The sequence below is a fragment of the Sphingobium lactosutens DS20 genome (assembly GCF_000445105.1).
In the GTDB taxonomy this organism is placed as follows: domain Bacteria; phylum Pseudomonadota; class Alphaproteobacteria; order Sphingomonadales; family Sphingomonadaceae; genus Sphingobium; species Sphingobium lactosutens.
In genome coordinates this window covers 26,184-52,906 of record NZ_ATDP01000088.1, presented here as the reverse complement: position 1 = coordinate 52,906, position 26,723 = coordinate 26,184, and the positions used below count along the sequence as shown (strand labels likewise).

General features: G+C 63.3%; 19 protein-coding genes. 1 reads left to right on the top strand and 18 read right to left on the bottom strand.

Going from position 1 to position 26,723, the window contains the following annotated elements; all coding sequences use genetic code 11:
* Positions 1-10: 10 nt before the first annotated feature.
* From RLDS_RS39915 to RLDS_RS39865, 11 genes are all read right to left on the bottom strand, one after another.
* Positions 11-2,047, bottom strand: a complete 2,037-nt coding sequence (locus tag RLDS_RS39915; protein WP_031298103.1) for a conjugal transfer protein TraG — start codon at positions 2,045-2,047, stop codon at positions 11-13.
* Positions 2,048-2,174: 127 nt separating this feature from the next.
* Positions 2,175-4,634, bottom strand: coding sequence for an AAA family ATPase (locus tag RLDS_RS39910; RefSeq protein ID WP_021226004.1), 2,460 nt, complete (start codon positions 4,632-4,634; stop codon positions 2,175-2,177).
* Complete coding sequence (locus RLDS_RS39905) at positions 4,631-4,840, bottom strand: hypothetical protein (protein WP_021226003.1); 210 nt, start codon at positions 4,838-4,840, stop codon at positions 4,631-4,633. Before RLDS_RS39905 ends, RLDS_RS39910 begins: the two co-directional genes overlap by 4 nt.
* Positions 4,841-4,864: 24 nt before the next feature.
* Complete coding sequence (locus RLDS_RS39900) at positions 4,865-8,440, bottom strand: AAA family ATPase (protein WP_021226002.1); 3,576 nt, start codon at positions 8,438-8,440, stop codon at positions 4,865-4,867.
* Positions 8,440-9,774, bottom strand: a complete 1,335-nt coding sequence (locus tag RLDS_RS39895; RefSeq protein WP_201767475.1) for a metallophosphoesterase family protein — start codon at positions 9,772-9,774, stop codon at positions 8,440-8,442. Before RLDS_RS39895 ends, RLDS_RS39900 begins: the two co-directional genes overlap by 1 nt.
* 98 nt (positions 9,775-9,872) lie before the next feature.
* Positions 9,873-11,852, bottom strand: coding sequence for a relaxase/mobilization nuclease RlxS (gene rlxS / locus RLDS_RS39890; protein ID WP_021226000.1), 1,980 nt, complete (start codon positions 11,850-11,852; stop codon positions 9,873-9,875).
* A 367-nt stretch (positions 11,853-12,219) separates the two neighbouring features.
* On the bottom strand, positions 12,220-12,867 hold the full coding sequence (locus tag RLDS_RS39885; RefSeq protein ID WP_021225998.1) for a lytic transglycosylase domain-containing protein: 648 nt from the start codon (positions 12,865-12,867) through the stop codon (positions 12,220-12,222).
* Complete coding sequence (traF, locus tag RLDS_RS39880; RefSeq protein ID WP_021225997.1) at positions 12,855-13,358, bottom strand: conjugative transfer signal peptidase TraF; 504 nt, start codon at positions 13,356-13,358, stop codon at positions 12,855-12,857. The genes RLDS_RS39885 and traF overlap by 13 nt, the downstream gene beginning before the upstream one ends.
* Entirely contained in the window at positions 13,355-13,594 is a 240-nt protein-coding gene (locus tag RLDS_RS39875; protein ID WP_021225996.1) for a helix-turn-helix transcriptional regulator, read from the bottom strand. Before RLDS_RS39875 ends, traF begins: the two co-directional genes overlap by 4 nt.
* Positions 13,595-13,757: 163 nt before the next feature.
* Positions 13,758-13,970 (bottom strand): hypothetical protein, encoded by a 213-nt coding sequence (locus tag RLDS_RS39870; RefSeq protein ID WP_021225995.1) that lies wholly within the window; start codon positions 13,968-13,970, stop codon positions 13,758-13,760.
* Between the two features lie 332 nt (positions 13,971-14,302).
* The gene (locus RLDS_RS39865; RefSeq protein ID WP_031298097.1) at positions 14,303-14,641 is read right to left on the bottom strand and encodes a DUF736 domain-containing protein; all 339 of its coding nucleotides are present in this window, start codon (positions 14,639-14,641) and stop codon (positions 14,303-14,305) included.
* Positions 14,642-15,582: 941 nt separating this feature from the next.
* Between RLDS_RS39865 and RLDS_RS39860 the strand changes: the two genes are divergently transcribed.
* Positions 15,583-16,758, top strand: a complete 1,176-nt coding sequence (locus RLDS_RS39860; protein WP_031298096.1) for a DUF3644 domain-containing protein — start codon at positions 15,583-15,585, stop codon at positions 16,756-16,758.
* A 40-nt stretch (positions 16,759-16,798) separates the two neighbouring features.
* On the opposite strand, the gene RLDS_RS39855 is transcribed toward RLDS_RS39860, so the two are convergent.
* From RLDS_RS39855 to RLDS_RS39825, 7 genes are all read right to left on the bottom strand, one after another.
* On the bottom strand, positions 16,799-17,740 hold the full coding sequence (locus RLDS_RS39855; protein ID WP_021225992.1) for a DUF2493 domain-containing protein: 942 nt from the start codon (positions 17,738-17,740) through the stop codon (positions 16,799-16,801).
* A 236-nt stretch (positions 17,741-17,976) separates the two neighbouring features.
* Positions 17,977-18,993 (bottom strand): DUF7146 domain-containing protein, encoded by a 1,017-nt coding sequence (locus tag RLDS_RS39850; protein ID WP_021225991.1) that lies wholly within the window; start codon positions 18,991-18,993, stop codon positions 17,977-17,979.
* A 3-nt stretch (positions 18,994-18,996) separates the two neighbouring features.
* Positions 18,997-23,253, bottom strand: coding sequence for a strawberry notch-like NTP hydrolase domain-containing protein (locus RLDS_RS39845; RefSeq protein ID WP_021225990.1), 4,257 nt, complete (start codon positions 23,251-23,253; stop codon positions 18,997-18,999).
* Between the two features lie 88 nt (positions 23,254-23,341).
* Positions 23,342-23,560 carry a DUF6117 family protein gene (locus RLDS_RS39840; protein ID WP_021225989.1) on the bottom strand — a complete coding sequence of 73 codons (219 nt, stop codon included), beginning with the start codon at positions 23,558-23,560 and terminating at the stop codon, positions 23,342-23,344.
* Between the two features lie 3 nt (positions 23,561-23,563).
* Positions 23,564-23,917, bottom strand: coding sequence for a hypothetical protein (locus tag RLDS_RS39835; RefSeq protein ID WP_021225988.1), 354 nt, complete (start codon positions 23,915-23,917; stop codon positions 23,564-23,566).
* Positions 23,914-24,513 (bottom strand): DUF7007 domain-containing protein, encoded by a 600-nt coding sequence (locus RLDS_RS39830; protein ID WP_021225987.1) that lies wholly within the window; start codon positions 24,511-24,513, stop codon positions 23,914-23,916. The genes RLDS_RS39835 and RLDS_RS39830 overlap by 4 nt, the downstream gene beginning before the upstream one ends.
* 93 nt (positions 24,514-24,606) lie before the next feature.
* Positions 24,607-26,715 carry a ParB/RepB/Spo0J family partition protein gene (locus RLDS_RS39825; protein ID WP_021225986.1) on the bottom strand — a complete coding sequence of 703 codons (2,109 nt, stop codon included), beginning with the start codon at positions 26,713-26,715 and terminating at the stop codon, positions 24,607-24,609.
* Positions 26,716-26,723 lie beyond the last annotated feature (8 nt).

Genomic DNA, 26,723 nt, shown 5'->3' with positions numbered 1-26,723 from the left:
TCGCTCGTTCTCAAAAGCCGTCCAGAATGTCGCGGTCCGGTCCCATCGCTTCATTGACGCCATAGACGCGCGCCGGCTTCGACAGCCGATCCAGGGCGCGCTTGTCGGCGACGACATCCGACTCGTCCGCGTCAAGCCCCGGAAGATCCGGCTGCCCCGGCTCGATGGGTTTCGCGATCTGTTCCTCCACCAAGCCCGGATGGCGCTGCTGCTGAAGCCCGCCTTCCTCGCCAAGGGAACCGCGCTTGGTGCCGTCCTCGTCGGATGGCATCAGGCGGTCGTCGGTATCGCGCACCTGGCCGCTCCAGTCGTCGGGGCGCGGTGCGGGTTTGTCCTCGTAGCCGCCTTCGGAAAGATGTGGGGCCGCCAGAACACGCTGCGTAAAGTTCCGATCTTCGTAATAGCGGAGCTTCTTCGCCCGGATCGGCGGCAAGCCGGAGACCAGCACCAGTTCGTCCGCGGGCGGCAATTGCATCACCTCGCCGGGCGTCAAGAGCGGACGCGCCGTCTCCTGGCGGCTGACCATGACATGCGACAACCACGGCGCCAGCCGGTGGCCGGCATAGTTGCGCTGAGCGCGCAGTTCGGTCGCCGTTCCCAGCGCGTCGGAGATGCGCTTCGCCGTCCGTTCATCATTTGACGAAAAAGCAATGCGGACATGGCAGTTGTCGAGAATGGCGTTGTTCTCGCCATACGCCTTGGAAATCTGATTGAGCGACTGCGCAATGAGGTAGGCGCGGATGCCATAGCCGGCCATGAAGGCCAGCGCCGTCTCGAAGAAGTCAAGCCGTCCCAGCGCTGGGAACTCGTCGAGCATCATTATGAGTTGATGCCTGCGGGTCTTCTTCGGATCGCCCTCCAGCCGCTCGGTCAATCGCCGTCCGATCTGGTTCAGGACCAGTCGGACTAACGGCTTGGTGCGGGAGATGTCGGACGGCGGAATCACCAGATAAAGCGAGACCGGATGTTCGGCATCCATGAGATCGGCAATGCGCCAGTCGCAGGCCGAGGTCGTCGCCGCGACGGTCGGGTCGCGATAGAGGCCGAGGAAGGACATGGCGGTGGAGAGCACGCCCGAGCGCTCGTTCTCCGACTTGTTCAGCACCTCCCGCGCGGCAGACGCTACCACCGGATGGACCTTCGGATTCTCCGGCGTGCCGAGATGGTTGGTCGCCATCATTCGCCGCAGCGTCGCGGCGAAGGACCGGCGCGGATCGGACAGGAAGGTGGCGACACGCGCCAGCGTCTTCTCCTCCTCGGCGTACAGTACGTGCAGGATGGCGCCGACCAGCAAGGCGTGACTGGTCTTTTCCCAATGGTTCCGGCGTTCGAGCGCACCCTCCGGATCGACCAGAATGTCGGCGATGTTCTGGACGTCGCGCACCTCGTCCGGCCCCTTGCGTACCTCCAGCAGCGGATTGTAGCGGGCAGAGCGTGGGTCGGTCGGGTTGAACAAGAGGCAGTGCGAGAACTTCGCGCGCCAACCAGCAGTGAGCTGCCAGTTTTCGCCCTTGATGTCGTGGATGACGGCCGAGCCGGTCCAGGTGAGCAGCGTCGGCACGACGAGGCCGACGCCCTTGCCCGAGCGCGTCGGCGCGAAGGCCATGACATGCTCCGGTCCGTCATGGCGCAGATACCGGTCCTTGAGCCGCCCGAGGAAGACCCCTGCCGGTCGGAACAGCCCGGCCCGTTCGATCTCGCGCGGCAAGGCCCAGCGCGACGAGCCGTAGGTGGTGACGAGCCGGCTCTGCCGCGCCCGCCAGAGGGAGCCGGCGATCGCGGCGGCACACCCCATGAAACCGCTGCCCGCCGCCAGCATACCGGCCTTGTCGAAAACCTCCGGCGCGTAGGCCTCGTAGAAATACCACCATTCGAACAGCTTCCACGGCTCATAGACCGGCCTGCCGAACAGAACGAACCAGGGGGCGCCGAGCTGCGTCTGATAGCCCAGCATGTCCGCGCACCACTGCGTCGCCGCCCACACGCCCAGAATGACGATGGCGAAGACAACGGCGATCTGGCCGATCAGGAGCTTGGTGGGTGTCATGGGCGTCGTTCCGTTGATCGAGGCAAACGGAACGAGCATCATAAGAAATGGCGGAAACGCTTATGGCCCTTATGTACGCTGGAATGCACTCAGAACGCCAAAGTATCGGCGTGATCCCAACGCGCCGCTATGATCCTTTCTGTAGAAGATTGAGGTTCAGCCCGCCGCATCCACAGCGAAGGGCCTCTTTCTGGCCGCGATCAGGTGTCACAAAGTACATCTCTCCGCACGTCGCGCAACCGAATGAGGCAGTGAAGGCCTTGAAGGCGGCCACGACGGGCGCAAAGTCTTCCTTCTTGAGGTCGGCCCAGGCATTGAAGTGAACGGCGGTGTTGACCTGCCATTGCTCGTGGTTGGTCTTGACCTTTGCCTCCCCGAAGGTGGCCTCAAGGGATCCGACCTTCTCGATAACGTCATTCTGATTCCAAGAGTTCGCAGCCACCTTGGCCTTTTTCAGCAACTCGCCAAGGGCATTGGTCGCGTTTGGCAGGAGGTCGCCAAGCATGAATTGCGCGTCGCCTCGGAATTCCACGCGCGCTCTCAGGCGGTCACAAGCCTCCTTCGCGAAATGCTCCAGATAGTGACGCAGAAGCGCGGCCGCGCCCCTCACATCGCTTTTGGCGAGATAGTCCTCGATTTCACTCCACACATCGCGGTCGTCCCATTCGGTGGGGCCAAGATCAACCGTCCACGTGCGGAAGTGGGCAAAGTTTCGCCCTTTGATCAAGCCCTCGGATTTCATATGCCGCAGCCAGATCTCGTCATGCGTCGTGAAAATGAACTGCGTGTCCGGAAAGCTCTCTTTGAGGAGCGTGCAGACTTGACGCCGGTGGCCAGCATCCACCGACATCAACACGTCGTCCAGTACGGCGAACGTAAAGCTCTTTCCAAGCAGGTGACTCATGAGTGCCAGATAGAGGCAGAGTCCCATCCCGTCCTGATGCCCCTCGCTGTGATAGGCACCCGGGGGAAAGTGTCCACGGCCGTAAAAGTCGACATCAAAGCCGAGCTTCCCGATCGACGGCATCAACTTGGCGGTAAAGGCGCTTTCGTCATCCTCGTTGATCTTACGGTAGTAACTTGAAAAAGCGGCCTCGACGTCCTTGTAGATCTTCTCCAGGCCTGCCGTAGTTACCCGGCCAAAGGTAGTGAAAACCTTCGTAGCACGTTCCGACCGCATCTTGGCCGCCGCGACCTTAAGCTTTGCCGCTCTGTACTGTTCAAGCCGCTCTTGGGCAAGGACGAGAAACTCACGCGCGGCATCCTGCTTCGTTGGCTCCGGGATAGCATTGATAGCGGCTGCGAGTGCATCCAGTGTCGGCACCAATTCGGGGACGACATGCGCCTTTGTCAGCACGGCGCGCGTATCGTCTAGTGGGAGGAGCTTCTGAAGCTGTTGGTAGCGACCGAGAAGGACAGCCTTAAAGGCCCTAAGTGCAGTCGCATCGACCTGCGGTGACAACTGCGACGCATAGCCAATCATGGTCGCCAAGGCTGTTCCTGCCGCGTGTAACGTGTCGAGGATCGGCTTAATCTCCGCTTCCAAGGCAGCCCGCTTCTTGGTGACGGCATCGAGATGGCTGAGCTTGGCTGCCAGATGCTCCTCGAAAACACCTGGTTCGAAGGGAGTATCACAGACCGGGCAGGTAGTTCCGTCATAAAGTTCGACGGCCGATTTGAGCAGCGCTTCCCGTGATAAGCCGTTCAAGCTGTCAGCGTCTTTCTCAAGCTCGGCCGCAGACGCCTCTGCTTCCTTGCAAACCCTTTGAAATGCCTCCGATCCGATCTTCTCCAACGCTTCCTTCAATGTCGATAGATCGGCATTGGCCTGAACTTTGGGAACACGCCCTGGGGCGCCAATCGCAGCGGTCGTCGCCAATCCGTCTTTCAGAGACGTCGTAGCCTCGAGGTCGGCCAGAGGAGCAAGCCCGAGCATCTCACGCCGTGGGTTCACCGCATCGAGAATGGCCTTTTTAGTCAACTGCGGTGCGCCCAGTGCAGTCAGCAGACTCGTCTTCGCATCGGCTTCGGCACGCTCGAAGCCAGGCAATTCCCTGCTGCAGGCATTTGCTATTTTCTGCAGTACAACGCGCAGCCTCTCGATGTCGTCGAGACGAAGCAGCGCTTGAACTTCCTTCGCACGCTGGCCAGGTTCGGAGAGGACGTAGCGGATCAGTTCCCGTCGGGAGAGAACGAATTCAGGATGCAAGTTCACGCTGTCAAAGGCGGCGGCGACATCGGCGTCTGCCGGTGTGATCTTCGGGCTTCCCGCCGCCTTCACTGTGCGATGAATGGTCGCCTTCTTGCCGCCGAGCGCCGGGATGATGACGTCCAGCGTAACGAACGCCGCCTCTGGTTTGTCGCGGCTATCAACGTGAGGGCCGTGAGACTTGACTGACAGGCCGCCTGTGCCGCTGCCGGAAAGCCGTGAAATGTTGCCTGTCAGGGCGAATTCGATTGCATCGACGATGCCGCTCTTACCCGTCCCGTTCGGCCCGCAAGCGGCGAAGTTCTGGCTCTTAAGGTCGAGCTTCAGTTCCCGGATACCGCGGAACTCATGAATATGGATCCTCTCGATGCGAATCATGATGCCTCAGGGAACAGAGCCGCGCGTATCGCAGGTTCGCTGAACACGCCGTCGTCCAGAACAGTTTTTCGGAGGACAGGCGCGATCTCGCTCAGCGACTCGTCCTTTGCTAGTTCATCAAAAAACTGCTTCAAGATATTCTCCGATACGGTGGCGGTCTTCGCACCGCACTCTTTCGCATCATCTTGTGTTGGCGATGTTTCCATTTGCACACCCCGACATTAACAGGTTCAGTTAATATCCATCTCTATGAATTCCCCGTGTTGCCCACCACTCAATTCCGCGCCATCAACACGTGCCTTAAGCTGGCGCTCGCGAAGTACATCTTCTGGCAGGGAGTGAACCGTCACCGCCGGGCAAACCTGACGAGCGATCTCGCAGAGGTGGCGATGATGGGTGAGGTAGATGACTTGTCCCGTCTCCGCCATTTCCGCGAACAGGCGGAAGGTTTCCTCCGCGCGGAAGTCGTCAAAGGTCTCCATGATGTCGTCGGCGATGAAGGGAACCGGGCTTCTGGCTTTGGCGAACTCGGAATAGCCGGCGACGCGCAAGGCAAGGTAAAGCTGATAGCGGGTTCCCCTCGACATCTCGGTCACCAGCTTAGAACTCTTGTCCGCGGCGACGGCGACCAGAATTTCGCTCTCTTTGTCCGGCTGAGTCGTCAGGCTCACATAGGCGCCGCGGCTGATGGTGAGAAGCGCCTCGGAAGCGCGCGCCATCATGGAGCTGCGATGCTGCTCTCGGTACAGGCGTAACGCCTGCTCCGTGGCGGCAATGCCTGCGCGCAGTTGCATGTAGCGCCGAGCGCCTTCCTCTATCTCCAACAGGACCGTGCGCCCCTGTTCCTCGATTTCCGCGACCTTGGCGTCGCCGCCGATCGCCTCGATCTGTTTCTCTGCTTCTCTGTACGCGGCATAGGAGTCGCGCCACTCCTGCTCCAGGAGTTCGGCCTGCGCTGCGACTTCGGTAATCTCTGCTTCAAGCGCGGGCTGGTCTGCCGAATCAAGGGCAGCTTCGGCGTCAGCGAGATCGGTAAAGCGCAGCGCATCAAGGATCTCTTGCTCCACCTCGGTAGCTTGTTGGCGTAGCCTGTGCCGTTCCGTGATCTGATCGAGTCTTGCGGCAACATCCGTGAACGTCCCCACCCCGAAAAACGAGGTCATTTCTTGCTTACGCCGCTCAAGGGCCAATTTGTCAGCGGCCAGTGTTCGCGATGCGGCGCGTGCCGCATCGAGTCGCTTCGTCTCCTCGGCTTTCCGCTCGCGCTCGGCCTCTGCCTTTCGCGCTCGCCCCTCAATTTCCCGAACCAGGTTCATGACCGCGGAAGCGTCCGCGGAGGCAATGCCCAATTCCGCCGCCAATGCGATCACCGCATCTTGAAAGGCAGCCTGATCCTTCTCCATCTTGTCGATGCGATCAGCGAGGATCGCTCTTTCCTTCACGGCGAACGCCAAGTCGGCGATTACCTTGAGAGCGCCCCGCACGTCTGCAATTGAGGGCGCGCCGCCGTTCTCCCCGAGCCAACAGGAACGGCAAGCCTGTTTCCAGTCGGTATCCCATTGCCGGATAGCCGTTTCGGCCCGTTCAAGGGCGCGCTCACGAACGCTGACCTCGCGCTGCCGCTCTTCCAGCATCTGACGGGAGCGCTTAAGCTCAGCTTCAGCTTCAAGCGCATTTTCGGCCGTGGCTGCGAGGTTCTCGATCTCAGTATCCGACGGAACAGGCAGTTTCACCGCGCGGAGCGCCGCTTCGAGACGTTCCTTCACCACACGGGCGTCGTTCTGCGCCTGCTGCAAATCTCGCTCTGCTTCTCGCAGGTGGCCACGCGCCTCCAGTGTCTTCTGCCGGCGGGATAACCACGCCTCAAGTTGAGACAATGGCCAATCGGACGACAGCAGGGGCGAGATGTCGCCAATCGCTACTGCGGCCTCGCGCGCCAGATCGTCGGATTCGGCACGCGCCGCAGCGTGAAGTTCCTCGGCGCGAACAAGGTCAGACCGGGCGACCTTGAGCGTCCTGGCCGCTTCATGAAGCTGAGCCAGTTCCGCCATGTGTCCGAAGCGCCGGGCGGCAATGTCGTCATCGTGGCGCAGCAACTCTTCGAACCGATCTGCGGAATCCGCATCGAGACGGCTTCGATGGTCAGCCCATGCGCGGTCGCGTTCCGCTCGAATTGTCGCCGCGTCCTGATCGGTCACCAGCCCGGTCACGCTGCTCACCGCGTCCTGCTGTGTCGACAGACGCGCACAGTCTGTCCTGAGCCGCTCGATTTCGCTGGCATGTTGGTCGACCCTCTTCTGGACGGCCTGCTGCGCCGTCTTCCACTCCTGAAGGGTCTCCATCGAAGGGACGGCCATGGCGACGAGTTGCTCGACGTCGCCACGCCAGGGTGCCAGGGTGGCCAGAGCATCATCGAGCGCCGCCCGTGCATCCTGACAAGCGCGCTCCGCCAGCCGCTGCCGGGCGGCATGATCACTCGTGCGGAAAGCGGCCAGCGCCTCCCTGAGGCGCGCAAGAAGCGTTTCCCGCTCAGCACTCGCCGGTGTAATTCCAACGGCGTCGGCCAGTTTGTCTGCGGTCTCCTTCAGACGGAGCCGCGCTTCGGACAGTTCTTCAGCCGCCTTGTTCCGCGCCGTCTCAACGCCTGAATGGGATTCGATCAGTTCGCGCAGGCGTTCGACCGTCGATGCCGGCGGAATGAGGCGCTCCGGATTTGGCTCGCCTTCACGCTCAAGCTGCCGCAGGTGAATGGAGATGTCGTGGTCGAGATCCCTTAGCTTCTGGCGACGATCCGGGAGATCCTTCTCGGCAGTTACATACCGGGCACGCAAGGAAGCGGTCTCGTCCAACCTTTCCGCCATACGCAAGCCCGCATCATCAACGACGATGGCATCGACGGCTAATGTCAGCCGCTCGACCTCTTCCCCATTCAACTGGATCTGCGTTTCAAGCCTGACCTCTTCGTCGCGCAGAGCGGGCACCTCTTGCGCCCATCCTGGCGGCGCACTGGGCAGTTCTTCGAGCGGTGCAAGCTGCCCCCGGATCGTGCGCAGCTTCGCTAGGCGCGGGCGCGCATTCAAGAGGCGCTGAATTTCGTCCTTACGCGCCTGGATCTGGCCGCGCCTGGTGGCGGTTTCGTCATAACGAGCCTTGGCGCGCCTGGCAATTTCCGAGAGCTCGGCGTGTTTCGAAGCCTGCGTATCGATCTGCTCCCTTTCCTCCTTCAGCCGGGTCAACTCCTTTTGCAAATCGTGCAACTGCCCACTGCGCGCGTGAAGCCTGTAGAATCCGTCGGCTTCCGACCTCAGATCACCGATCTTGCGGCTGAGATCGGCAAGCCCGCTGGCGCCGGAGAAAAGAAGCTGACCCAACTCCCCCTTGGCCTTCAGAATGCTTTCGCCGCCTTCCTCCAGCGTATCGTCGTCGAGCGAGAACATGGTGCGGTAGGCTTCGCGATCGATGCCACCAAGCTCTGCCAGGATCGCGCTATCGGCAACAGGCTGCTCATGCGCATCAAGAAGGCTGTTCTGCGCCCGTTTGACGCGCACGAATTCGCGTACACCGCCGGCGAATTCCAGTGCGCCGCCGATCCGCATCGTCGAATAGGGATGCATAAAATTAAACGGACTCTGCATCCCGATCCCGTAAAGGAGGTCCAGCCAGGCGGCGAACAGGGTGGACTTGCCGGCTTCATTGGGGCCGTAGATGACATGAAGATCCGGCGTCCCGGGCGTGCCTTCGCCGAAATCGACCCTGTGGTCGGTGAACTTGCCATAGCGGGTCAAATCGAGACGTCGCAGGCGCATCAGAGTTGCTCGCCCTTCTCACCTGCGTGAAGACGAGCAAGTACATCTTCCATGCCCTCCCGCGCCAGAAGCGCTAGACTGTTTTGAAAGGCTGCCTCGTTGGAACCGAAAATCCCGCGACACTCGGCCGGCAATTTCCTCCGCAACTCGTCTGCCGCAGCGGTCAGCTCGGCCCGGAATGCATCCGACCCCACCACATCGTCCTGGATCAAGCGCCGCAGCTCCATAAGTGGATCGGATGATCCGGCCGCGGCTGCGCCGGGTGCCTGACAGGACGTCTCAAGCTTTTCCACCCAACAGCCGCCAATCACGGAAGCCCTGTCCTGCGCTTCCGTCGTGAGGAGATCGATGTCCCGCCGAATGCGCCAAGCCAGAGGCGTCTCGCCGGTGAAATGCAGACGCGCCACCAGATGCTCGGACGGGATATCTCGCCGGACCTTCTCCAGGGTGCGGCCGATGGCCACTGCAAGTTTCCCCCAATCTTCAATTCCGGTTGCGTCGATGCTGATCCGCTCGAACTGCGCAAGGCTGGTAAAGCGTTGTTCAAGATGAATCGTGCGGTCGTCGTGAATAGTCACCAGTGTTGCGGATTTGGCACCTGCCTCATTGATGTCCCGCCCTTGGGGAATTCCCGGCATGACCACGGTGCACGGACCTTCCGAGACCATGCGTTTATGGACATGGCCGAGCGCCCAATATCGGAACTCGGTTCCATGCAGATCGGCAAGGCTGCATGGCGCGTAGACGTCATGTCCCGGCGCGCCGGCCAGGCTGGTGTGCATCAGCCCGATGTTCAAAGCGTCGGGTACCGGCGGCTTGTATTTGCTGAGCAGGCTCTCGGGCGCCTGCGGGTGGGTAAAGCTCAAGCCGTGGACGACAACGGGGAAGGCACCAGCATCCCGCTTCACGGGCACAGCTTCGGCTCGTCCGCCAAATACCTTTACGGACTCGGGTAAGACCAACTCCTTGGTAATGCGGGAAAGGGCGTCATGATTGCCCCGTATGATAAACGTCTGGATGCCAGCATCTGAAAGCCGCCGAAGCTGCTCGGCCAGGAAGCGAGCCGTCTTCATGGACGTCTGCTCGCCGTCATAGAGATCGCCGGCAAGAAGAAGAGCGTCAACCTGCTCGTCCAGGCACAAATCGACGATGCGCACAAATGCCTTCCGCGTGGCGTTGCCAATCAGCGACGCCAACTCAGGATCGCGCAGGGCAAGAGAGCGCAGCGGCGAATCGAGATGAATGTCCGCCGCGTGGACGAAACGATATGCGGCGATAACCCCCTCCAATACCAAAGAATCTTCGAAAGAGCGGTTTGAATCCAACCACCCCAACAAATTGTATCATAACTAGTTTCCATGGTTGAACTTTCCTCTTCTGAAGCAATCATGACTTCGCCAAGGAGGTCAGCCGATGACCGGCAGCGGTATTCTCACGAGATGCTCGGCCATCCCCTCTGCCGCCCGATGGTCCAGGAGATGCCGTCGCCGCGCATGATGCCGGAGACCTGCTTGCCGATGTGGCGTTCGAGGACGGGGCGCCAGGGGACGAGGGTGAATTCGCGGCTGTTCTCGACGAGGGCGTATTTGCCGCTGGCGAGTTGGACGGAACGGCGGAGCGTGCCTTCCACCGGCTCACCGGAGCGCGTCTCTACATAGGCGAGGCCGAGCTGGTCGGAGAGCTGACCGGCAACACGGGCAAGCTCGCGCCGACGTAGGATCGCCAACATGTTGGCGCGATAGACGATGCGATCCCGTTCCTCGTGAGCGAGGCCCTCGGCGATCAACCATTGCCGACGGCGCGCCTGGGCCTCACGCACCTCCCGGCCGAACCCGGAGTCGCGGCTGGGCTCGGCATGATCCGAGACGAGCTCGCGGTCGAGCCAGGTGGCGCCGTCGGTGCCCACCTGCTGGTCGAGCGTGAGATGGGACAGCTTCTCCACGATGACCGGCGCTGCGCGAGCCAGGCTCCGCTCGTATTCCATCACCCGGTCGAGATGGTCGGGCGTGATGAGCCAGGTGCCATTGGGCTCGCGGACAACGCCACCGGTGACGCGGCGGATGGCCTCGAGCCGCCGCACATGGGTCTCGGCATATTCCTCGGTGGCGCGGGGATCGTGCTTGAGGTGCAGGTCGATGGTGTAGCGCCCGTCGTTGGCGGCGGCGACCGCAGCGACAGTTCGGTCCACTCGCCGAGGCTCGATGTTCTTCGGCGTCACACGCACGATATTGCCGTCCGGGGTCGGCTCGGTCGCCTCGCCCCTGCCGATATCGACGTAATGGGTCCGCCCATCCACCCCGTCGACGATCAGATAATGGCGGTCTTTGAGTTCGTCGGACAGCCCGCGTGCCACCACGCGCCCGATGACGGGGTTCGCGGTCGGGTCTCCTGGGTCGAGGATCGCGTAATCGCCGGGGCTGCGAGCGATGTTTTGCCCGGCGATTTCGCGGTGCATGGTCTTGATGATGTCGCCGCGCTCGCCCATGCGGCGTAATGTGTCCTCCAGCCCCTCTTCGAGCCGCCATTGGCCGGGGCGGAGCTCTTCGGCCAATCCCAGCCGCCTCAGCTTCTGCAACCGGCCCACGCGCAGGCTCTGCTGGAAGGCGTCGCGATCGGTCGCGCCGACGAGACCAGTATCGTCCATGTCGCGGACGAGGCGGCGGTCGATGCTGGTCAGGCGCTCCTGCTCGACCTCGCGGCGCAGCCGATCCTCGATCTCGAAATCCGAGCGCGGTCCGAAATCCAGGCTGACGATCTCGGCGGCGCGCTCGCGCATGCCGGTGGTGATGTAGTCGCGGGCGATGATGAGGTCCTTGCCGCGCTCGTCGCGGCCGCGCACCAGGATATGCGTGTGCGGATGGCCGGTGTTGTAGTGATCGACGGCCACCCAATCGAGCTTGGTCCCGAGATCTTCCTCCATGCGGGCCATCAGGCGGCGGGTGAGCGGCTTCAGGTCGTCGTATTCCGCACCGTCCTCGGCAGAGACGATGAAGCGGAACTGGTGGCGGTCGCCCTCCGAACGCTCAAGGAAGGCCTTTCCGTCCGCCCGGTCCTGCTCGGCGCCGTAAAGCTCGCCCGGCTCCCCCTCGCGGGTCACGCCGTCCCGCTGGATATAGCGCAGATGCGCCCGCGCCCCGTCCATCCCCTTGCCGGCCAGCTTGATGATGCGGGATTTGATGATGACGCGGCGCTGGCGAAAAGCGGCATAGCGGTCTCGGCTCGCCAGCACATGTCCGACGCCCGCGCCGCGCCCGATGCGGCTGCCGGTGAAGCGGGACTTGCGTGTGTCGCCTGTCCCGCCTCGCGCGAGGTTCGAGGCGGCCAAAACCTGATGCAGGAATTTGCGTCCGCCCTTCGAGCCGCGCGAGCGGATCTTGCCGAGCTTGGGTTTGAAATCGTCGTCGTCGAACACGGTCTGCTCCTCATAGACCCCAATAGAATGGCGACGAAACGAGCCTTTGGAAATTGGTGCCAATCACGCCTAAGAAAACCGGGGCGTTGCGGCGCCCATGGCACCACGGCGGGGGTGCGTAGCACCATCCGCCTACGGAAAAACCGATGTGCAGACAAAGGCTTACGATCCGCGACACCGCGGATGGTGCCGGAGCTTCATCTTGCCCTTACGCGGCTCCCATCAGCCTGTCTGCGACCATCCACGATCATCTGCGATCACATCGACTGATGGCGAGAAAGCCCGGCAGCGGCGAAGCCGCGCCGCCGGGCGAAGAAAGGAACGAGAAGCGCATGGGGAAGCGGACTCTGGCGCCGCATTTCTCGCCTCATTTTTCATCCGATTTTCGCGTCGAAAGCGGCACGAAAAGCTCGCCATTCGGGACGGAATTTTCGTCACTTGCGGCCTCGTTTTTCGTCGGCGAGAGCGAGAAAAAAAGCCGCTGGCCGGAGGCGATTTGATCGGGATTCGGCGTGCCGGTCGGCGGAGAAATCGCTTCGTGCCGAGCGAATCCGCCCGCGTCCGCGAGCGTCTTTTCGATGCGTGCGACATAAGCACGGGTCTCGGCGGGAAGCGGCTTTCTGTCACGGAGATATGTCTCGTAGCGGCCCGGCCCGGCATTATAGGCCGCGAAGAGCGCCGGATGACCGAAGCGGTCATGCATGGCCTTGAGATAGGCGGTCCCGGCGAGAATGTTGGCGCGCGGATCGAAGGGATCGGCGCCGAGATCATGCTGATCGCGCAACTTGGCCCAGGTCTCCGGCATGAGCTGCATCAGGCCCATGGCGCCCTTGGGTGAGACGGCGCGCACATCGCCGTTGCTCTCGGCCATGATGACCGCCTCGATCCATCTGGCGGGGATGCCAAAACGCTGCGACGCTTCGACAATGTGCGCCTGAAACTGGTCGACAGCGGCGGCCTCGGCGTGCGTGACGATGACAGCCGCCGCGAAGATAAGGGGGCTCAGTCGATCCATAGCGCGGCGAGCCTCCCGATCACGCGGGCGCTCGTCACCGGCCCGAAATAGCGGCTGTCGAAGGAGTCCGGGGCCTTCGTCAGGAGGAAGAATTCGCCCGGGACAAGTTCCCGGCATCCATTCCAGCGCGGCAGGGAACGTCCTGCCCGATCCACCTTGCGCTGGCGGGCAACGATTTCGCCATTGACGATGATGGCCCCGTCGAAGGCGCAAACATCATCCCCGGCGACGGCGGCAATGCGCTTGATGAGCGGCACGCCGGCGGGCAGATAGCCGCGGATGGAGGCCAGCTTTTCGATGGATTTCGGGATGCGGACCAGGACGAAATCGCCGCGTTCCGGCGCGCCGGAAACGACGCGATAGAGACCGATCGGCGCGCTGGCGGAGGCGTTCCAGACAAGGCGCGGCTGGGGGTGCGCGATGGCGGAGAAGCCGACGAGCGCGATGCCCGCAAGCGTGGCGACGAGAGGAAGAACAGCGGGCCTTTTCATCCGCGTTCTCCCTCGTCAGATGTGGAGGAATGCCGTCGTCCTTCCGACCAGGCATCGAGGTCGGCGATGTGATAGCGGACAAAGCGGCCATGCTTGCGGAAGCGCGGGCCGTTCCCCGTCAGGCGCATCTTTTCAAGGGTGCGGAAGGAGAGGCCGAGATAGAATGCGGCCTCCCGCGTGGAGAGGAACGGCGAGCCTTTGCGGGCCTCGGCCGCCCTTGATGTGTGATCGGTCATCCTTGGCTCCTTTCGGCGAAGTTCGACGCGAATGGGCGAAGGATGTCGGCGGGGACCGTGCTTGCTCAGGATCGAAAAACGGGGGGTGGCAAAAGCGATCCTCCCTCGCGATGAATGGACGAGAGACCGGCGTCCGGATCGAAAACGCCGCGAAAAGCGGGGCTCAATGCCCCGCCTCCGCGGTGTTCAGCAGCGCCTCAAGGCACGATTCCATCTCCGCGATCTGCCGCTTGGCCTCGATGCGCTCGCGCCTCGGCAGGCCGTTGCGCAGCTCCATATTGACGAGCCAGATGCTCTCGCGCAGCTCGTCCTCGGCGTAGAAATGGCCGCGATATTCAACGCGGATGTCGTGGGCGAAATTGATCTGGATGGACATGGGAACCTCCTTGATTGAGCCGTTCTCCCGTCGAGAACGGGGTCCCCGGTCATCCGGATAGAGCCTGTCAAGGACGGCGAAGCCGCCGCGAAGCGGGCGCGGGAGGAGCCAAAATGCGGAGTGGAGCGCCAGCGGAACGGAGCATTTTGGAGGGTGCCCGCGATCCTTTACAGGCTCGTTGTGCCGGATGGCAGAATGGGAAGATCGAGACGGAAAGCCCGTCGGCGCGACCAGCGTCGACACCGCTTGGATTGCGGCGGTCGGGCGCGGCGGAATGCATGAAGACAGGCCCCGCCGGATGCGCTCCGGCGGGGCTTCGGGAGTGGGCGAGATCAGCGCTCGCGCGGCTCCCACAGGGCGAGGTGCGAGGTGCCGTCCTCCATCGGCGTCTCCAGCTTGACGAGGCGGGCGCGCACCCAGTTGGGGCCGAATTCCGGCGCGGCGATCTTGAGGTTCAGGTAGGTCTCGCCGCTCGACTTGGCGACCTGGCTCCAGCCGGCGCCGACCTCGTAGCGCTGGCCGTTGCCGGCATAGACGCGATAGTCGGGGGCGTTTTCGGACATCTTGTCCACGGGGACGACGACGAGGTTGGCGGTGACGTTGAGGGTCTTGAGGGTCCCGGTGAAGCTGCCGTCGTTCTGCTTGGTGAACGTGCCGAGGGTGATGGCCATGGTGATGATCCTTTCGCTGTTCGTCGCAGGGACCATCCCTGCGATGGCTCCAGCGGAAAGACCGCATAGGCGGGCCTGTTCACCCGCAGCGTGAGCGGAGGGCCGGAACGAAGTGGAGGACCCGCCGGGAGGGAAAATTTGGAGCGAAGCGGGCGCGAGGAATGCCGGGAAAAGTTGACGGCTTCGCCGTCACCCGAAGGGGCGCAGCGTCAGCGGAGCACTTTTCGCGGCAGGGGAAATTTTCCCGGACGGCGGGTTGAACGGACCGGCGCGGGATTTACGCGATGAGAGGCATGCAGGGATGGTGACTGCCTCGATGAACAGCCGGCGAAGGAGCGCCATAGCCTTCCCCCGCCACCGAGTTTACCGCATCGGACGACGGCTTGGCTTGGGGGTGCAATGGCACGAAAACCGCCAGTCACTCGGGCTGCGATCGTGCTCAGGACATGTCCAAAGCCCCTGTTCCGCGCCGTTGACGGCATCACTGCGCCGATGAAACTGGCGCTTGGGCGCCACTGTAGCCGCAGGCAGCGAGACCAATTCGACTGCCTGCGTGCCGCGCCCCTCTTCGACCGCATGCGCACGCCCATCGGAGCCGGAGATGCAGGAAGGATGGCGTTCCAACCTGCCCTCGGGAGCCATGGCCAACGCCGCATTCTCCCCTCCATGCCCCGTCACCATCGCGTCTGGCGGGGCGCGTCTTGGCCGGCGCCTGTTGGACCGCCATCCGCCCGCGGAGCGGGCGCTCGCGCCAGGGATCGAAGCCGAAGGCCGAAACGCCGAAGGCGGTTCGGTTCACGAGAGCCCGGCGCGCGGGGCTTGTCCCCGCGCGGGCGCCCATTGGACAGAGAAATACTCGATGTGTTTGCCAGCAAAATTCTTGACGTTCGCAAGTCATCACATTGACAGTGGGGAAACGAAATCTGGATGGGGGAAATAGCGTGGCGCGGCGACCGGGTAACACGTTGGAAAAATGGGAAGTCGCCATCGTCAAAGCGATGCTGGCGAAGAAATATGTGCCGCAAGACATCCAGGCCTATTTCTCGCGCCCTACGCGGTCGATCAATCACGCCCGCATTTCCGAGATACGCGACGGGACCAAACACAAGGGTATAAAGCCTGCTTCCGATGCAGAACTGGATGCTTTTCTCGCGGCCTGGCCGAATATCGATCCGGCAACCGGTTTGCATCTTCAGGGCGACGAACTGCTGATCAAAGCGCGAGAAGCAATGATCGCGGCCGTCCACACCTTCAACAGCGCCGGGCTCTATTTCAGGGCCGAGCTTTTCATCGTCACCAGCATCATCGCCTGGACCTATCTCTTGCACGCCTACTACAAGCGAGAGGGCATCGACTACCGGCACAAGAAGGGCGGTGTCATCGAGAAAACACCGAGCGGCGCAGACAAATACTGGGAACTTGGCCAATGTCTGGCACACGGGAAATGCCCGCTGGAGAAAGGTATTATCAACAACCTAAAATTCCTGACCGAGATTCGTCACGAGATCGAGCATCGCTCCACGAACAGGATCGACGATGCCCTGAGTGCCAAGCTTCAGGCCTGCTGCATCAATTTCAACGATGCGATCAAGTCGCTGTTCGGTAAAGAGTTCGCCTTGGAGAAACGGCTGCCGATCGCGCTGCAGTTCGTGACCTTCGACGGTGCACAGAGGGCAAACCTGATCGGCGCGGACCTGTCGCCGCACATCGCAGCCGCGATGGACAATTTCCACAATGGACTGACCGAGGATGAGCAGAAGGACCCGAAATTCCGGTACCGAGTGGCCTTCGTGCCGAAGGTATCGGGCAAGGCCGCGAAGGCCGACCTCGCCGTCGAATTTGTCAAGCCTGGATCGCCAGAAGCGGAGGCTGTCGAGAGGGTGCTGCTGAAGGAGGTGGAGCGGCCGAAATATCTGCCCTCCGAGATCGTGGCGAAAGTCAAGGCGGCCGGATATCAGGCGTTCAGCATGTATGACCACACATTGCTTGCGAGGCAGCTTGACGCACGCAAGCCCGGCAAGGGCTACGGCGTCATGGTCGCCAAAACCTGGTACTGGTACGAGAACTGGTTCGAGAAGGTAATTGAAAAACTGGCGGAAGGATGGACCCGCCCCTGACAATTTTCCGCTCGCTGGAAGTGCCAGAAAGTAGCGGCGCCTAATCGGCGCCGCTGTCGAACCGCCACACCGCGATCCCCATCTTCCGCGCCTTGTCGGCGAGGTTCTGGCTGATGCCAGAGCCAGGGAAGGCGATCACACCAATCGGCAGCGCTTCGAGCATCTGGTCGTTGCGCTTGAAGGGGGCTGCGTTCCGATGGCGGGTCCAGTCGGGCTTGAAGACGATCTGCGGCACCTTGCGATTATCGGCCCAGCAGGCAGCGATTTTCTCGGCGCCTTTCGGTGATCCGCCATGGATGAGCACCATATCGGGATGCTTGGCGCGGGCCTTGTCGAGGGCCTCCCAGATGCGGGCGTGATCATTGCAGTCGACGCCGCCGGTGAACGCGATCCTGGGGCCGGCGGGCAACAGCGGCTCGATCTCGGCCCGGCGCTTGGCGGCCAGAAAATCGCGGCTGTCGATCATGGCCGCCGTCATCGTCTTGCGGTTCGTCATCGAGCCGGTATGCGGCCGCCAGGCAGAACCGGTTGCAGATTCGAACTGGATGGCGGCAAGGTCGCGGAGGTTCTCGAAGGCGGCGCGGCGTTCGAGCAATGCCTCGCCACGGGCAATCAGGCGCTCGAGCTCGACGGACTTGACCTCCGAGCCGTCCTGCTCGCTTGCCAAGCGCCGCTGCGCCATCTCGTTGTCGTCGAGCATGCGATCGAGATACCCTAGGCGGCGGTGGAAGAGATTGGCGAAGCCCCAGAGGACATCGTCGAGATCGTCATCGAGCGCCGTATCGGCCATGAGGGCAATGAGGGCGGCTGCGGCGGTCTCGATCTCCTGCTCGGACCGGTCGGCTTCGGGCACGGTCAGGCGCTCCGGATCGTCCGGGCCGGGACGGGTACCGTGAAGCGCCATTTCGTCGAGGACATGGGCGGTTGGCGAGGAAGCGTGATGGGGTTCGAAGGCGTCGTCGGTGAAGAGGTCATGCAGCATGGGTCTGTCTCCCGGTCTCAGAGCCGCGCCCGTCGCGGCCTTTCCGGGGATCGCCCGCCAGCGCCAAGGGGCGGCTTTGCACCCGCAGGGCCGCAACGAAGTGGAGGACGGCCGTCAGGCCGTTGCAAAGCCGACCGGCGCTGGCAGATCCCTCTCTTGGAAAGGCCGTGGCGCGGCCCCTTCAAACCGGGAGGCCGGCCCAGATGCTTGCTCCTTCCATCCGGCGCAGACGACCATCACACGCATCGCGCCCACCCGCCCGCGACAAGGAAACGCTGAACATCGTCCGGGACGAGCTGCTCGGCGAGCCATGCCCTGAGCCGATCCGGACCGAGGGTGAGGAGATCGGCGTTGAAATCCTCCGTCCTCGGGGCGAGCGCGCGGATGTCGATATCGCCGGCTCTGGAGCGGGCGCGCAATCGTTCCAGTGCGAAACGCCCGGCCTGATCATTGTCGCGGGCGACATAGAGACGGCGCAGCCCGGCCGGCAGGATCAGGGCGGCGAGGTGGGCGGCGGAGAGTGCGGCGACGACCGGCATGGCGGGCATCACGGTCTTGAGCGCCAGCGCCGTTTCAATGCCTTCCGCCGCCGTCAGGACGTCGGAGGCAACGCCAAGCCGGACCGCGTTTCCGGCGAGATGCCCCATGGCGCGGCGGGGCTGATCGAGAGGCGCCTTGCCGCCGCCAGGATCAAGCCAGGTGCGATGCGCACCGGTGATGGCGCCATCGAGATCGGTGACGGCGGCGATGAGCGCCGGCCATATCTCGCGGCCTTGCGGCCCGCGATGAAAGCAGCGCGGATGAAAGCGCAGGACGGAAACCTCCGCAGGCAGAATGATGCCGCGGCTTTGGAGATAGCGTTCCGCCAGCGTGCCTCGGATCGGGTTCGACGCGGCGAAGAGCCGCCGCGCCGCTTCGGAAGAGCCGGACGGCGCGGGCGGTTCGACCCGCCGGATCATTGGTGCCGGCAAGCTGAGGAAACGGCGCGCCTCGTCGAGCGCGGCGCGAAAGTCGAGGCCGCGATTGATGGCAATGAGGTCGAGCAGGTCGCCGTGTTCGCTGGCGACGGCGGCATCGGCCCATTTTCCGGCACGTTCGCCGGACAGGCGGACGTAGAGCGAGCGCCCCGGCGTTCCCATGACATCGCCGCAGATCCAGTATCGGCCCAGGCGGCGGCCATTCGGCAAATAATGGCGGCACACCGCCTCGGCCTGTTCACCGAGACGGCGCGCCAGATCGGCGGCGCGGGACATATGTCACCCCCGATCCGCGATTTCGGTGAGCGGCCAACGGTCGGCGAGGCTCTCGAAAATCACCTTGCCGGATTCGCCCATTGGCACGAACAACCGCAGCTTCCAGGAGATGATCTCGCCGAACAGGCCGCGCGCTTTCAAGGCATCGACCATGCCGGAGGTGAAGCCGGTGAGTTCGACGCGGTGCTCGTTCATCACGCGCACGCGGCGGAGCACGAGGCCATCGGCGAGATGGGCCGTGACCTTGCCTTCGTTGATCAGGCCCCAGGCGTCCCCGGCGGAGAGCTTCGGCGCCTCCATGCCGATATTGCGGCAGAACGCTTCCACCTCGATGGGCGTTAGCATCCTGCCGATGATGCGTTCGCCATCGTCGGTTTGCAGCCGGTAAACGCGGGCGTTGCTCTCCGGAAGACGCCGCCAGATCGGCAGCAGCAGGCCGGTGACAAGATGGAACGTGCTCGTCGAGAATTCCGGGATTCCGGCGATCTCATTTTCCCATGCGGCGATAAATTCTTCCCTCTCCGCTTCCTTCCAGTGCGTGGCGGCGAAGTCATCGACGCTCATCGTGTCGCGCTGCATGGGGCGCAACAGCCGGACGCGGCGTTCCATGCTGCCGTCATCGCGCATCAGGCTCGGCGCGGATATCTTGACAGCGGCGCGGCCGGAACGTTCATTGACGAGCAATCGCCCGCCTTCGATGGTGATCGCCTCTTCCGCCGCCATGGGACGGTTGCGATCGTGCCGCTCGATCGTGAACAGCCGCGTCTCGGCGCCGCTGTCGTGCCGCCAGACCGCGCGCCGGTCGGTGACGATCAGACTTTCGGCGCGGATGGTCTCCAGGCCGATATCGTGGACACCCGCTGCAATCGCCGCCTCGATGCGGGCGTTCAAAATCTCCTCGAACGCCGCGAACAGCGTGTTCTGCATGGCGATGGGCAGCGCCAGCAGTCGGTTGAGGAACGTCGTGATCGGCGGCAATTCCTCCTTCATGTTGCCGCCCTCGAAGGTCAGCGTCAGGCCGGTCATCTCCTCGAACTGCGTCAACGAACAACCCTGAATGGCGCCCTGCGCCAGCCAGTAATAGAACTGCCTGAGCGCCGCGCGGGCCTGATCGCCTTCGAGATTGTCCTCGGCTCGGAACAGCCCCTGGCCGCCTGTCTGGCGCTGTCCGCGCGTGATGGCGCCAAGTGTGTCCAAGCGGCGGGCGATGGTGGACAGAAACCGCTTTTCCGCCTTCACGTCTGTGGCGATGGGGCGGAATAGCGGCGGCTGCGCCTGATTGGTGCGGTTGGAGCGGCCGAGTCCTTGAATGGCGGTGTCGGCCTTCCAGCCCGCTTCGAGCAGGTAATGGACGCGCAGGCGCTGATTTTTCGCGCCCCGGTCGGCATGGTAGGAACGGCCCGTCCCGCCGGCGTCCGAGAAGATCAGGATGCGCTTCTCGTCATCCATGAAGGCTTGCGTCTCGGCGAGATTTGCCGATGGCGGACGATTCTCGACGCAAAGCCGATCGCCCTTGCGCACGATTCGCCGTGTCCGTCCCGTCACTTCCGCTACCTTGTCTGTCCCGAAGCGTTGAATGATCTGGTCGAGGCTGCTTGGCACGGGATCGAGCGAGGCGAGACGCTCGACCATCCGGTCACGGGCGGCGACGGCTTCGCGGCACTGGATCGGGTTACCCTCGGTATCGAACGCGGGGCGCGAGCGCAGATTGCCGTCTTCGTCGGTGTAGGGCTCGAAGAGCTGCGTCGGAAAGGCATGCTGGAGGTAAGTCAAGATCACGTCGCGGGGCGACAGATCTACATTGAGATCCGTCCATTCCTCGGCGGGAATCTCCGAAAGCCGCCGGTCGAGGATCGCCTCACCGGTAGAGACCAGTTGGACGATTGCGGCATGGCCCGTTTCCAGATCCGCCGCGATGGATTTGATGAGCGTGGCGGTCTTCAACCCAGAAAGCAGCGCGGCGAAGAAGCGCTGCTTGGCGCCCTCGAACACCGACAGGGCGGCGGACTTCGCTTGGCCGTTCAGAGTCCGGCGCTCGCCGGTGACATTAGCGGCTTCCAGCGCCTGACTCAGGTTCCGATGGATGATCTGGAAGGCTTCGGCATAGGCGTCATAGATCGCTGTCTGCGCCGGGGTCAGCGCGTGTTCGACGATCTCGACTTCGACGCCCTCATAGGAAAGCGACCGCGCGGTGTAGAGACCGAGCGCCTTGAGGTCGCGGGCCAGCACTTCCATCGCCGCCACACCGCCTGCTTCGACGGCTTGAATGAACTCGGACCTGTTCGCAAAAGGAAAATCCTCGCCGCCCCACAGGCCGAGCCGCTCGGCGTAGGCGAGGTTGCGCACGTCGGTGGCGCCGGTGGCGGAGACATAGACGATGCGAGCGTCCGGCAAGGCGCGCTGCAGGCGCAGGCCGGCACGACCTTGCTGGGAGGGAAGTTGGTCGCCGCGCTCACCCTTGCTGCCGGCGGCGTTGGCCATGGCATGGGCTTCGTCGAAAACGATCACGCCGTCGAAGCCGTCTCCCAGCCAGTCGATGACCTGGCGCAGGCGCGGCTCGTTGCGCAGAGTGGCGTAGGTCACGAACAACACCCCTTCCGACAGCCGGACCGGCGTGCCTTGCTTGAAGCGCGATAGGGGCTGGACGAGCAGTTGCTCCATGCCCAGCGCCGACCAGTCGCGCCGCGCGTCCTCGATCAGCTTGTCGGACTTGGAGATCCACACCGCCTTGCGGCGGCCCTTGATCCAGTTGTCGAGGATGATGCCCGCGACCTGCCGGCCCTTGCCGCAGCCGGTGCCGTCGCCCAGGAACCAGCCGCGGCGGAAGCGCACGGCATTCTCGGCGCCTTCCGGTGCGGCATGGATATTGTCGAAGGTCTCATCGACCGCCCAATATCCCACGAGATGCCCGGAATGCACATCGCCGGCGTAGATGACGCTCTCAAGCTGAGCGTCGGAGAGGATGCTACTCTTTATTATATGCACCGGAAGATGCGGTCGATAGGAAGGGTGCGGCGGCGCCACCGAGGCCATGGCCGCCGACTGCACCAGCTTCGTCGGATGCGGCTTGGCGCCTGGGATATGGATCGATTGCAGGGCGTAGCCCTCGTAGAGCGCGTCGGTCAGGTCGGCGCCCTCGGCCGGCTTCCATTCGATGGGCTCATAGATGAGCTCGACAGCATCGGGCGCCGCAGAAATGACGGGTTGCGGCCTGCGCGCGATTGGCGCGACCTTGCGCACAACAGCGGGCTTCGCCGCTGTCCCGAGCCCGATCTCGCCGTCCGCCTCCAAGCGAGGCGGCAGATGTTCGATGAGGCGCGCGAGCAAATCGGCGGCGTTCTCCGCGCGCGGCAAAACCGGCGGCGAAGCCGTTTCGAGCGACTTGTCGATGACGGTGAGGCGCGTGTCGAAGGTGGTGCCGTGCTTGTAATAGACGGAGCCGTCCACGACGCAGGTGAAGCGTACCGCGCCGTTCAGCCTATCGGCGGGGAAATTGTGCCCGGTGATGGCAACGAGGCGGCCGCCCTCGGGCAGCCGCGCCAACGCCGAGCGCACGTGATGGAAGTCCGCATCGGAGACACGCCCCTGCACGTGGAGCGCCGCCGAGAAGGGCGGGTTCATGAGAACGACCGACGGAGCGATATCGTCCGCCAGCCGATCGTCGATGCTGGCGGCATCATGCGTGCTGACCAGGCTGTCCGGGAACAGCCGCCGCAGGAGCGCCGCCCGCGTCTCGGCGATCTCGTTGAGCGCCAGCCGCGCGCTCATGATCTCGGCGAAGACGGCAAGCATCCCCGTGCCGGCCGAAGGCTCCAGCACCACATCTTTGCCGGTGAGGCCTGCCGCGATGCTGGCCACATAGGCAAGCGGCATAGGGGTGCTGAACTGCTGGAGCTCATCAGATTCCTGCGTGCGGCGGGTGTGGGTGGGAAGAAGCCCGGCGATGCGGGACACCATGGCGAGTTGTGCGGCGGGCGAGCCCGCCTTCTCCCGCATGGCGCGACCATATTTGCGGAGGAACAGCACCTGCGCGGCTTCGCAAGCTTCGTATGCGGCTTTCCAGGTCCAGAAGCCCTCGGCGTCCGAACCGCCGAACGCCTCCTCCATCGCCTGCCGCAGGACGCGGGCCTCGATGAGAATGCCGCGTTCGAGACCGGTGAGAATGCGCTCCGCCGCCTTGAGGATGCAGGCGGCCTCTTCTTCGGGCGCACGGATGGGTGCGGCGGACGTCACCGCCGCCGCTGGCGTCATCAGATTCATGAGATTGCTCCGGGATTGAGGTTTCAGGAAAAGGCCGGGGCAGGCTCTCTCTTGCCCGCTCCCGGCCCGTCCTCATCCCGGTCTGCTCTCACTCTGGCGGGTGGTAAGCCTCGTAGGGATTCCCCTCCGCCAGATGGCCGAAGGGCGTGAAAAGATATTCGCCGCCATCGTCACGCTGCACGGCCGCGAGCACATAACGCGGTATGCCATTGGACGCATCCGTGCATTCCATCAAGGCGAGGTCGCCGTTTCTGGCTGCACGCAGCAGAGTCTCGAAATTGGCGCGGATGTGATCGGGAATAGCCATGTGTCAGGCTCCCGAAACCAGATGAACGAGCGCGCCGCAGTCGGGACAATCGCCCGCCGGCATAATGTCGCCCGGCAGCACACGCGACCACATATCGTGAACGGGGTCGGCCTTATCGACTGACCCATGCCAATTGCAGTTCCGGCATTGGCAGCATGGTTCTTCTTCCGAGGGCGCCGGGATGATTGACAGAATCTCGCGGTCGCGTTCTTCGCCGAGAACCTTGTCACGGATGAATCGGTGCTCATGGAGCAGGCCATCATCGATGATGGCTTGCGCTTCTTCCGTACTCGTGGCTTCAATTTCCCAGCACTCCTCGATTTCGGCCGTGACCTGAAGGGTGACGATGAATTTCATGAGGCCGCCCTCCGTGCGATGAAGCTGGATGGGCCGTCATAGAGCGCGTGGCGGGTGGGATCGATGATGAAGCCGAATTTGCCGCGCTGGTCATATTCGGCATCCGGCACGAGATAGCGCCGCTCGGCAGAATCGGGCTTGCCCCATTGCCCGCGTCGGCCGCCTATTGTGGCGATGCACTCGACCATGTCGGGATGCTGGTCCGACCTGATCGCGCTGATGACGATCCAGTCGCTGGCGTGGCGTTCAAGGAACAGCCGGTCGTTTTTGACGTGGGATTCGCCGGGGGCAAGGATAACGCCTGTGACAGTCTCGTATTCGTCGGGATACCATTCCTTCAGCGTGCGGATCGCCGCTTCGCGGTCCTTCTCGGAGAAGACGTCGGGGAAGGTGAAGGCAACTTTCGCCCAAGCGCAATCCTCCTCGTAAAATCGGTCCCTCTCGCGCAGAGCAGGATGAACCTTGGCGTTGCGCTCGCGGTCGAGCTTGAAGCCGCCATGGGACGGTGTGCCATAGAAAACGATGCCCTCGGCATAGACCTTCTCATAGTCGGCTTTGCCCCATGGGGTGTAGGCAGGGTTGGTCGGATTCAGCATTTCGATCTCCAGAAAAGCGCGAAGCCCGGCCCCGCGCGGACATTCCGCCGCACGGGGACCGGGCTCGGTGGATGGATTTGAAAGAGCAGCCGCTTATACGGCAGCGGTGAGGAAAGCCGGCAGTTCGGCGGCGGCGGAAGACTCCGAGGGCGAGGCATCCGGCTCCGGGGACCTCGGTTCGTCCGTGACCACTACGGGCTCGACGCCGGGCGTGCGCAGCGGCTCGGGCAGCCAGCCGGTACCAGTCAGAAGTCGCTCGGCCTGCTCGGCCATGTCGGATTTCTTCAGCCCCTCGATGAGATCCGCCATACCGGCGCCTTTGGCCTCGGTGATCGCTTCAAGGATGCGGGCCTTGGGCACGCGATTGAGGTAGTTCTCTACCGTCGGCTTCCACCCGGCAGCGGTCATGTCGAGCGAGACCGCGCAGGCGAGTTGGTCGGCATGACGCCGGCGGCCCTGCGTCCGATTCCACAGCTCATGCACCGCGTTGACGGTGAGCGAGACGCAATGAGCAAAGAGCGCCATGCGGCTGTCGTGGTCGAAATCGCAGAGGAACTCCCAGAGCAGTTCCGGCTCGTCGGGAAGCTGCTTCTCCCAATTGGCGTGCCGGTCGTCGATGGCCTTCGCCGACTGGCTCTCCTTCAGCCCCGGTCCCTGAACGGTCGGCATCGGGCTTTCGGCGCGAAGCTCCAGGCAGCTCGCCGTCGGATAACGCCAGAAGGTCTGGAGAACGAGGGCGTGCAGTGCGGCGAGGAAGGCGATGTCCGGGTCGTTCGCCAGCGCGTCCCGCAGGGCGAGCGTCCGGTGCGCCGTCAGTTCCATGACCAGGCGCTCGGACAGCGGCTTGATGCCGTCTTCCTCGGCTTCGGCATCGTCAGCTTGCGCCCCATTGCCCGATAGCGCGGCGGTAGGATCGACCTGCCGCGTCTCGCCGTTCCGGCCGACGTGGACGATCTCGACATGATCGCGGATGAAGGCATCCGTGTCCTGACCATCGCTGCCAGGTTCTGCCTGCGCTTCGTCCTCGGGACGGACATAGCCGCGCTCGATCTTCAGCCGGCCGTCGCCGTCGATGGAGACGAACGCGCCGGCGCGGGTGATCTCGTCGGGATCATAGCGAACCGGCCGCTCCTCGAAAGCATCGAGCTGCGCCTCGATCTCGGCGAGACGCCGGTCAACTTCCTCGGGTAGATCCTCGTCGCTTTCCTGGAAATAGCGCTGTTCGATTTCTTCGAACTCCGACCGCAGGGCTTCGCGCCGGGCGTGCTCCTCGTCGGACAGCGGCTCCGTTTCGCCCATGACGCGGCGCAGGCCGGCGGTGTGGCCATAGGGGAAGTCTGGAGCGACCTCGATCCACTTCCAGCCTTCGGCCTTGATCGTCTCGGCCTCGGCCGCGAGCTTCTTGGTGACAAGCTGCTCCAGCAACGCCACATCCTGGAGCCAGCCTTCGTCATCCTGCGAGAACAGGTCGCGCAGCACGATGCCGCCGGCTTCCTCATAGGCCGCGAGCCCGACGAAGCGGGCACGCTTGTCGGTGGCGCGGACGGTGTTTTCTGTCAGCAGCTTGCGGATGTAATAGGGCTCCTTGTTGTAGCCGCGGTGCACGGTCTCCCAGACCTGCTCCTGCCGGGCATGGTCGTCGGAAATGGTGAAGCTCATGAGCTGTTCCAACGACATCTCGTCATCGGCATAGACTTCCAGCAGCCTGGGCGACACGCTGGCCAGCTTCAGCCGCTGCTTGACGATCTGCGGCGTCACGAAGAAGCGGGCGGCAATCTCTTCCTCGCCGAGGCCCTGCTCCTTGAGCGACTGGAAGGCGCGGAATTGATCCAACGGGTGGAGCGATACGCGCTGGCAGTTTTCGGCCAGCGAATCCTCTTCCAGAATGCCGTCCTCCCGCACGATGCAGGGGATCGGGGCATTCTTCGCCAGCCGCTTCTGTTTGACCAGCAGTTCCAGCGCCCGGTAGCGCCGCCCGCCGGCCTGCACCTCGTATCTGTCGGTGGGCTGACCGTCTTCGCCGATCACCGCCCGCACGCTCAGGGACTGCAACAGCGTGCGCCGGGCGATGTCCTCGGCCAGTTCCTCGATCGATACACCGGCCCGCACCCGTCGGACGTTGCGGCTCGAAAGCGCCAGCCTGTCGAATGGAATGTCCCGCGCCTGGGACAGCGTGATCTTCTCAACTTTCGCCTTTGCCATGTCAGTTT

Bases quoted from the DNA above. Each gene is read 5' to 3' on its own strand.
- RLDS_RS39885 (WP_021225998.1), bottom strand. From the start codon at position 12,867: ATGGATCGACTGAGCCCCCTTATCTTCGCGGCGGCTGTCATCGTCACG.
- RLDS_RS39910 (WP_021226004.1), bottom strand. From the start codon at position 4,634: ATGATTCGCATCGAGAGGATCCATATTCATGAGTTCCGCGGTATCCGG.
- RLDS_RS39845 (WP_021225990.1), bottom strand. From the start codon at position 23,253: ATGAATCTGATGACGCCAGCGGCGGCGGTGACGTCCGCCGCACCCATC.
- RLDS_RS39875 (WP_021225996.1), bottom strand. From the start codon at position 13,594: ATGACCGATCACACATCAAGGGCGGCCGAGGCCCGCAAAGGCTCGCCG.
- RLDS_RS39830 (WP_021225987.1), bottom strand. From the start codon at position 24,513: ATGCTGAATCCGACCAACCCTGCCTACACCCCATGGGGCAAAGCCGAC.
- RLDS_RS39865 (WP_031298097.1), bottom strand. From the start codon at position 14,641: ATGGCCATCACCCTCGGCACGTTCACCAAGCAGAACGACGGCAGCTTC.
- traF (WP_021225997.1), bottom strand. From the start codon at position 13,358: ATGAAAAGGCCCGCTGTTCTTCCTCTCGTCGCCACGCTTGCGGGCATC.
- RLDS_RS39915 (WP_031298103.1), bottom strand. From the start codon at position 2,047: ATGACACCCACCAAGCTCCTGATCGGCCAGATCGCCGTTGTCTTCGCC.
- RLDS_RS39835 (WP_021225988.1), bottom strand. From the start codon at position 23,917: ATGAAATTCATCGTCACCCTTCAGGTCACGGCCGAAATCGAGGAGTGC.
- RLDS_RS39850 (WP_021225991.1), bottom strand. From the start codon at position 18,993: ATGTCCCGCGCCGCCGATCTGGCGCGCCGTCTCGGTGAACAGGCCGAG.
- RLDS_RS39840 (WP_021225989.1), bottom strand. From the start codon at position 23,560: ATGGCTATTCCCGATCACATCCGCGCCAATTTCGAGACTCTGCTGCGT.
- RLDS_RS39855 (WP_021225992.1), bottom strand. From the start codon at position 17,740: ATGCTGCATGACCTCTTCACCGACGACGCCTTCGAACCCCATCACGCT.
- RLDS_RS39870 (WP_021225995.1), bottom strand. From the start codon at position 13,970: ATGTCCATCCAGATCAATTTCGCCCACGACATCCGCGTTGAATATCGC.
- RLDS_RS39905 (WP_021226003.1), bottom strand. From the start codon at position 4,840: ATGGAAACATCGCCAACACAAGATGATGCGAAAGAGTGCGGTGCGAAG.
- RLDS_RS39825 (WP_021225986.1), bottom strand. From the start codon at position 26,715: ATGGCAAAGGCGAAAGTTGAGAAGATCACGCTGTCCCAGGCGCGGGAC.
- RLDS_RS39900 (WP_021226002.1), bottom strand. From the start codon at position 8,440: ATGCGCCTGCGACGTCTCGATTTGACCCGCTATGGCAAGTTCACCGAC.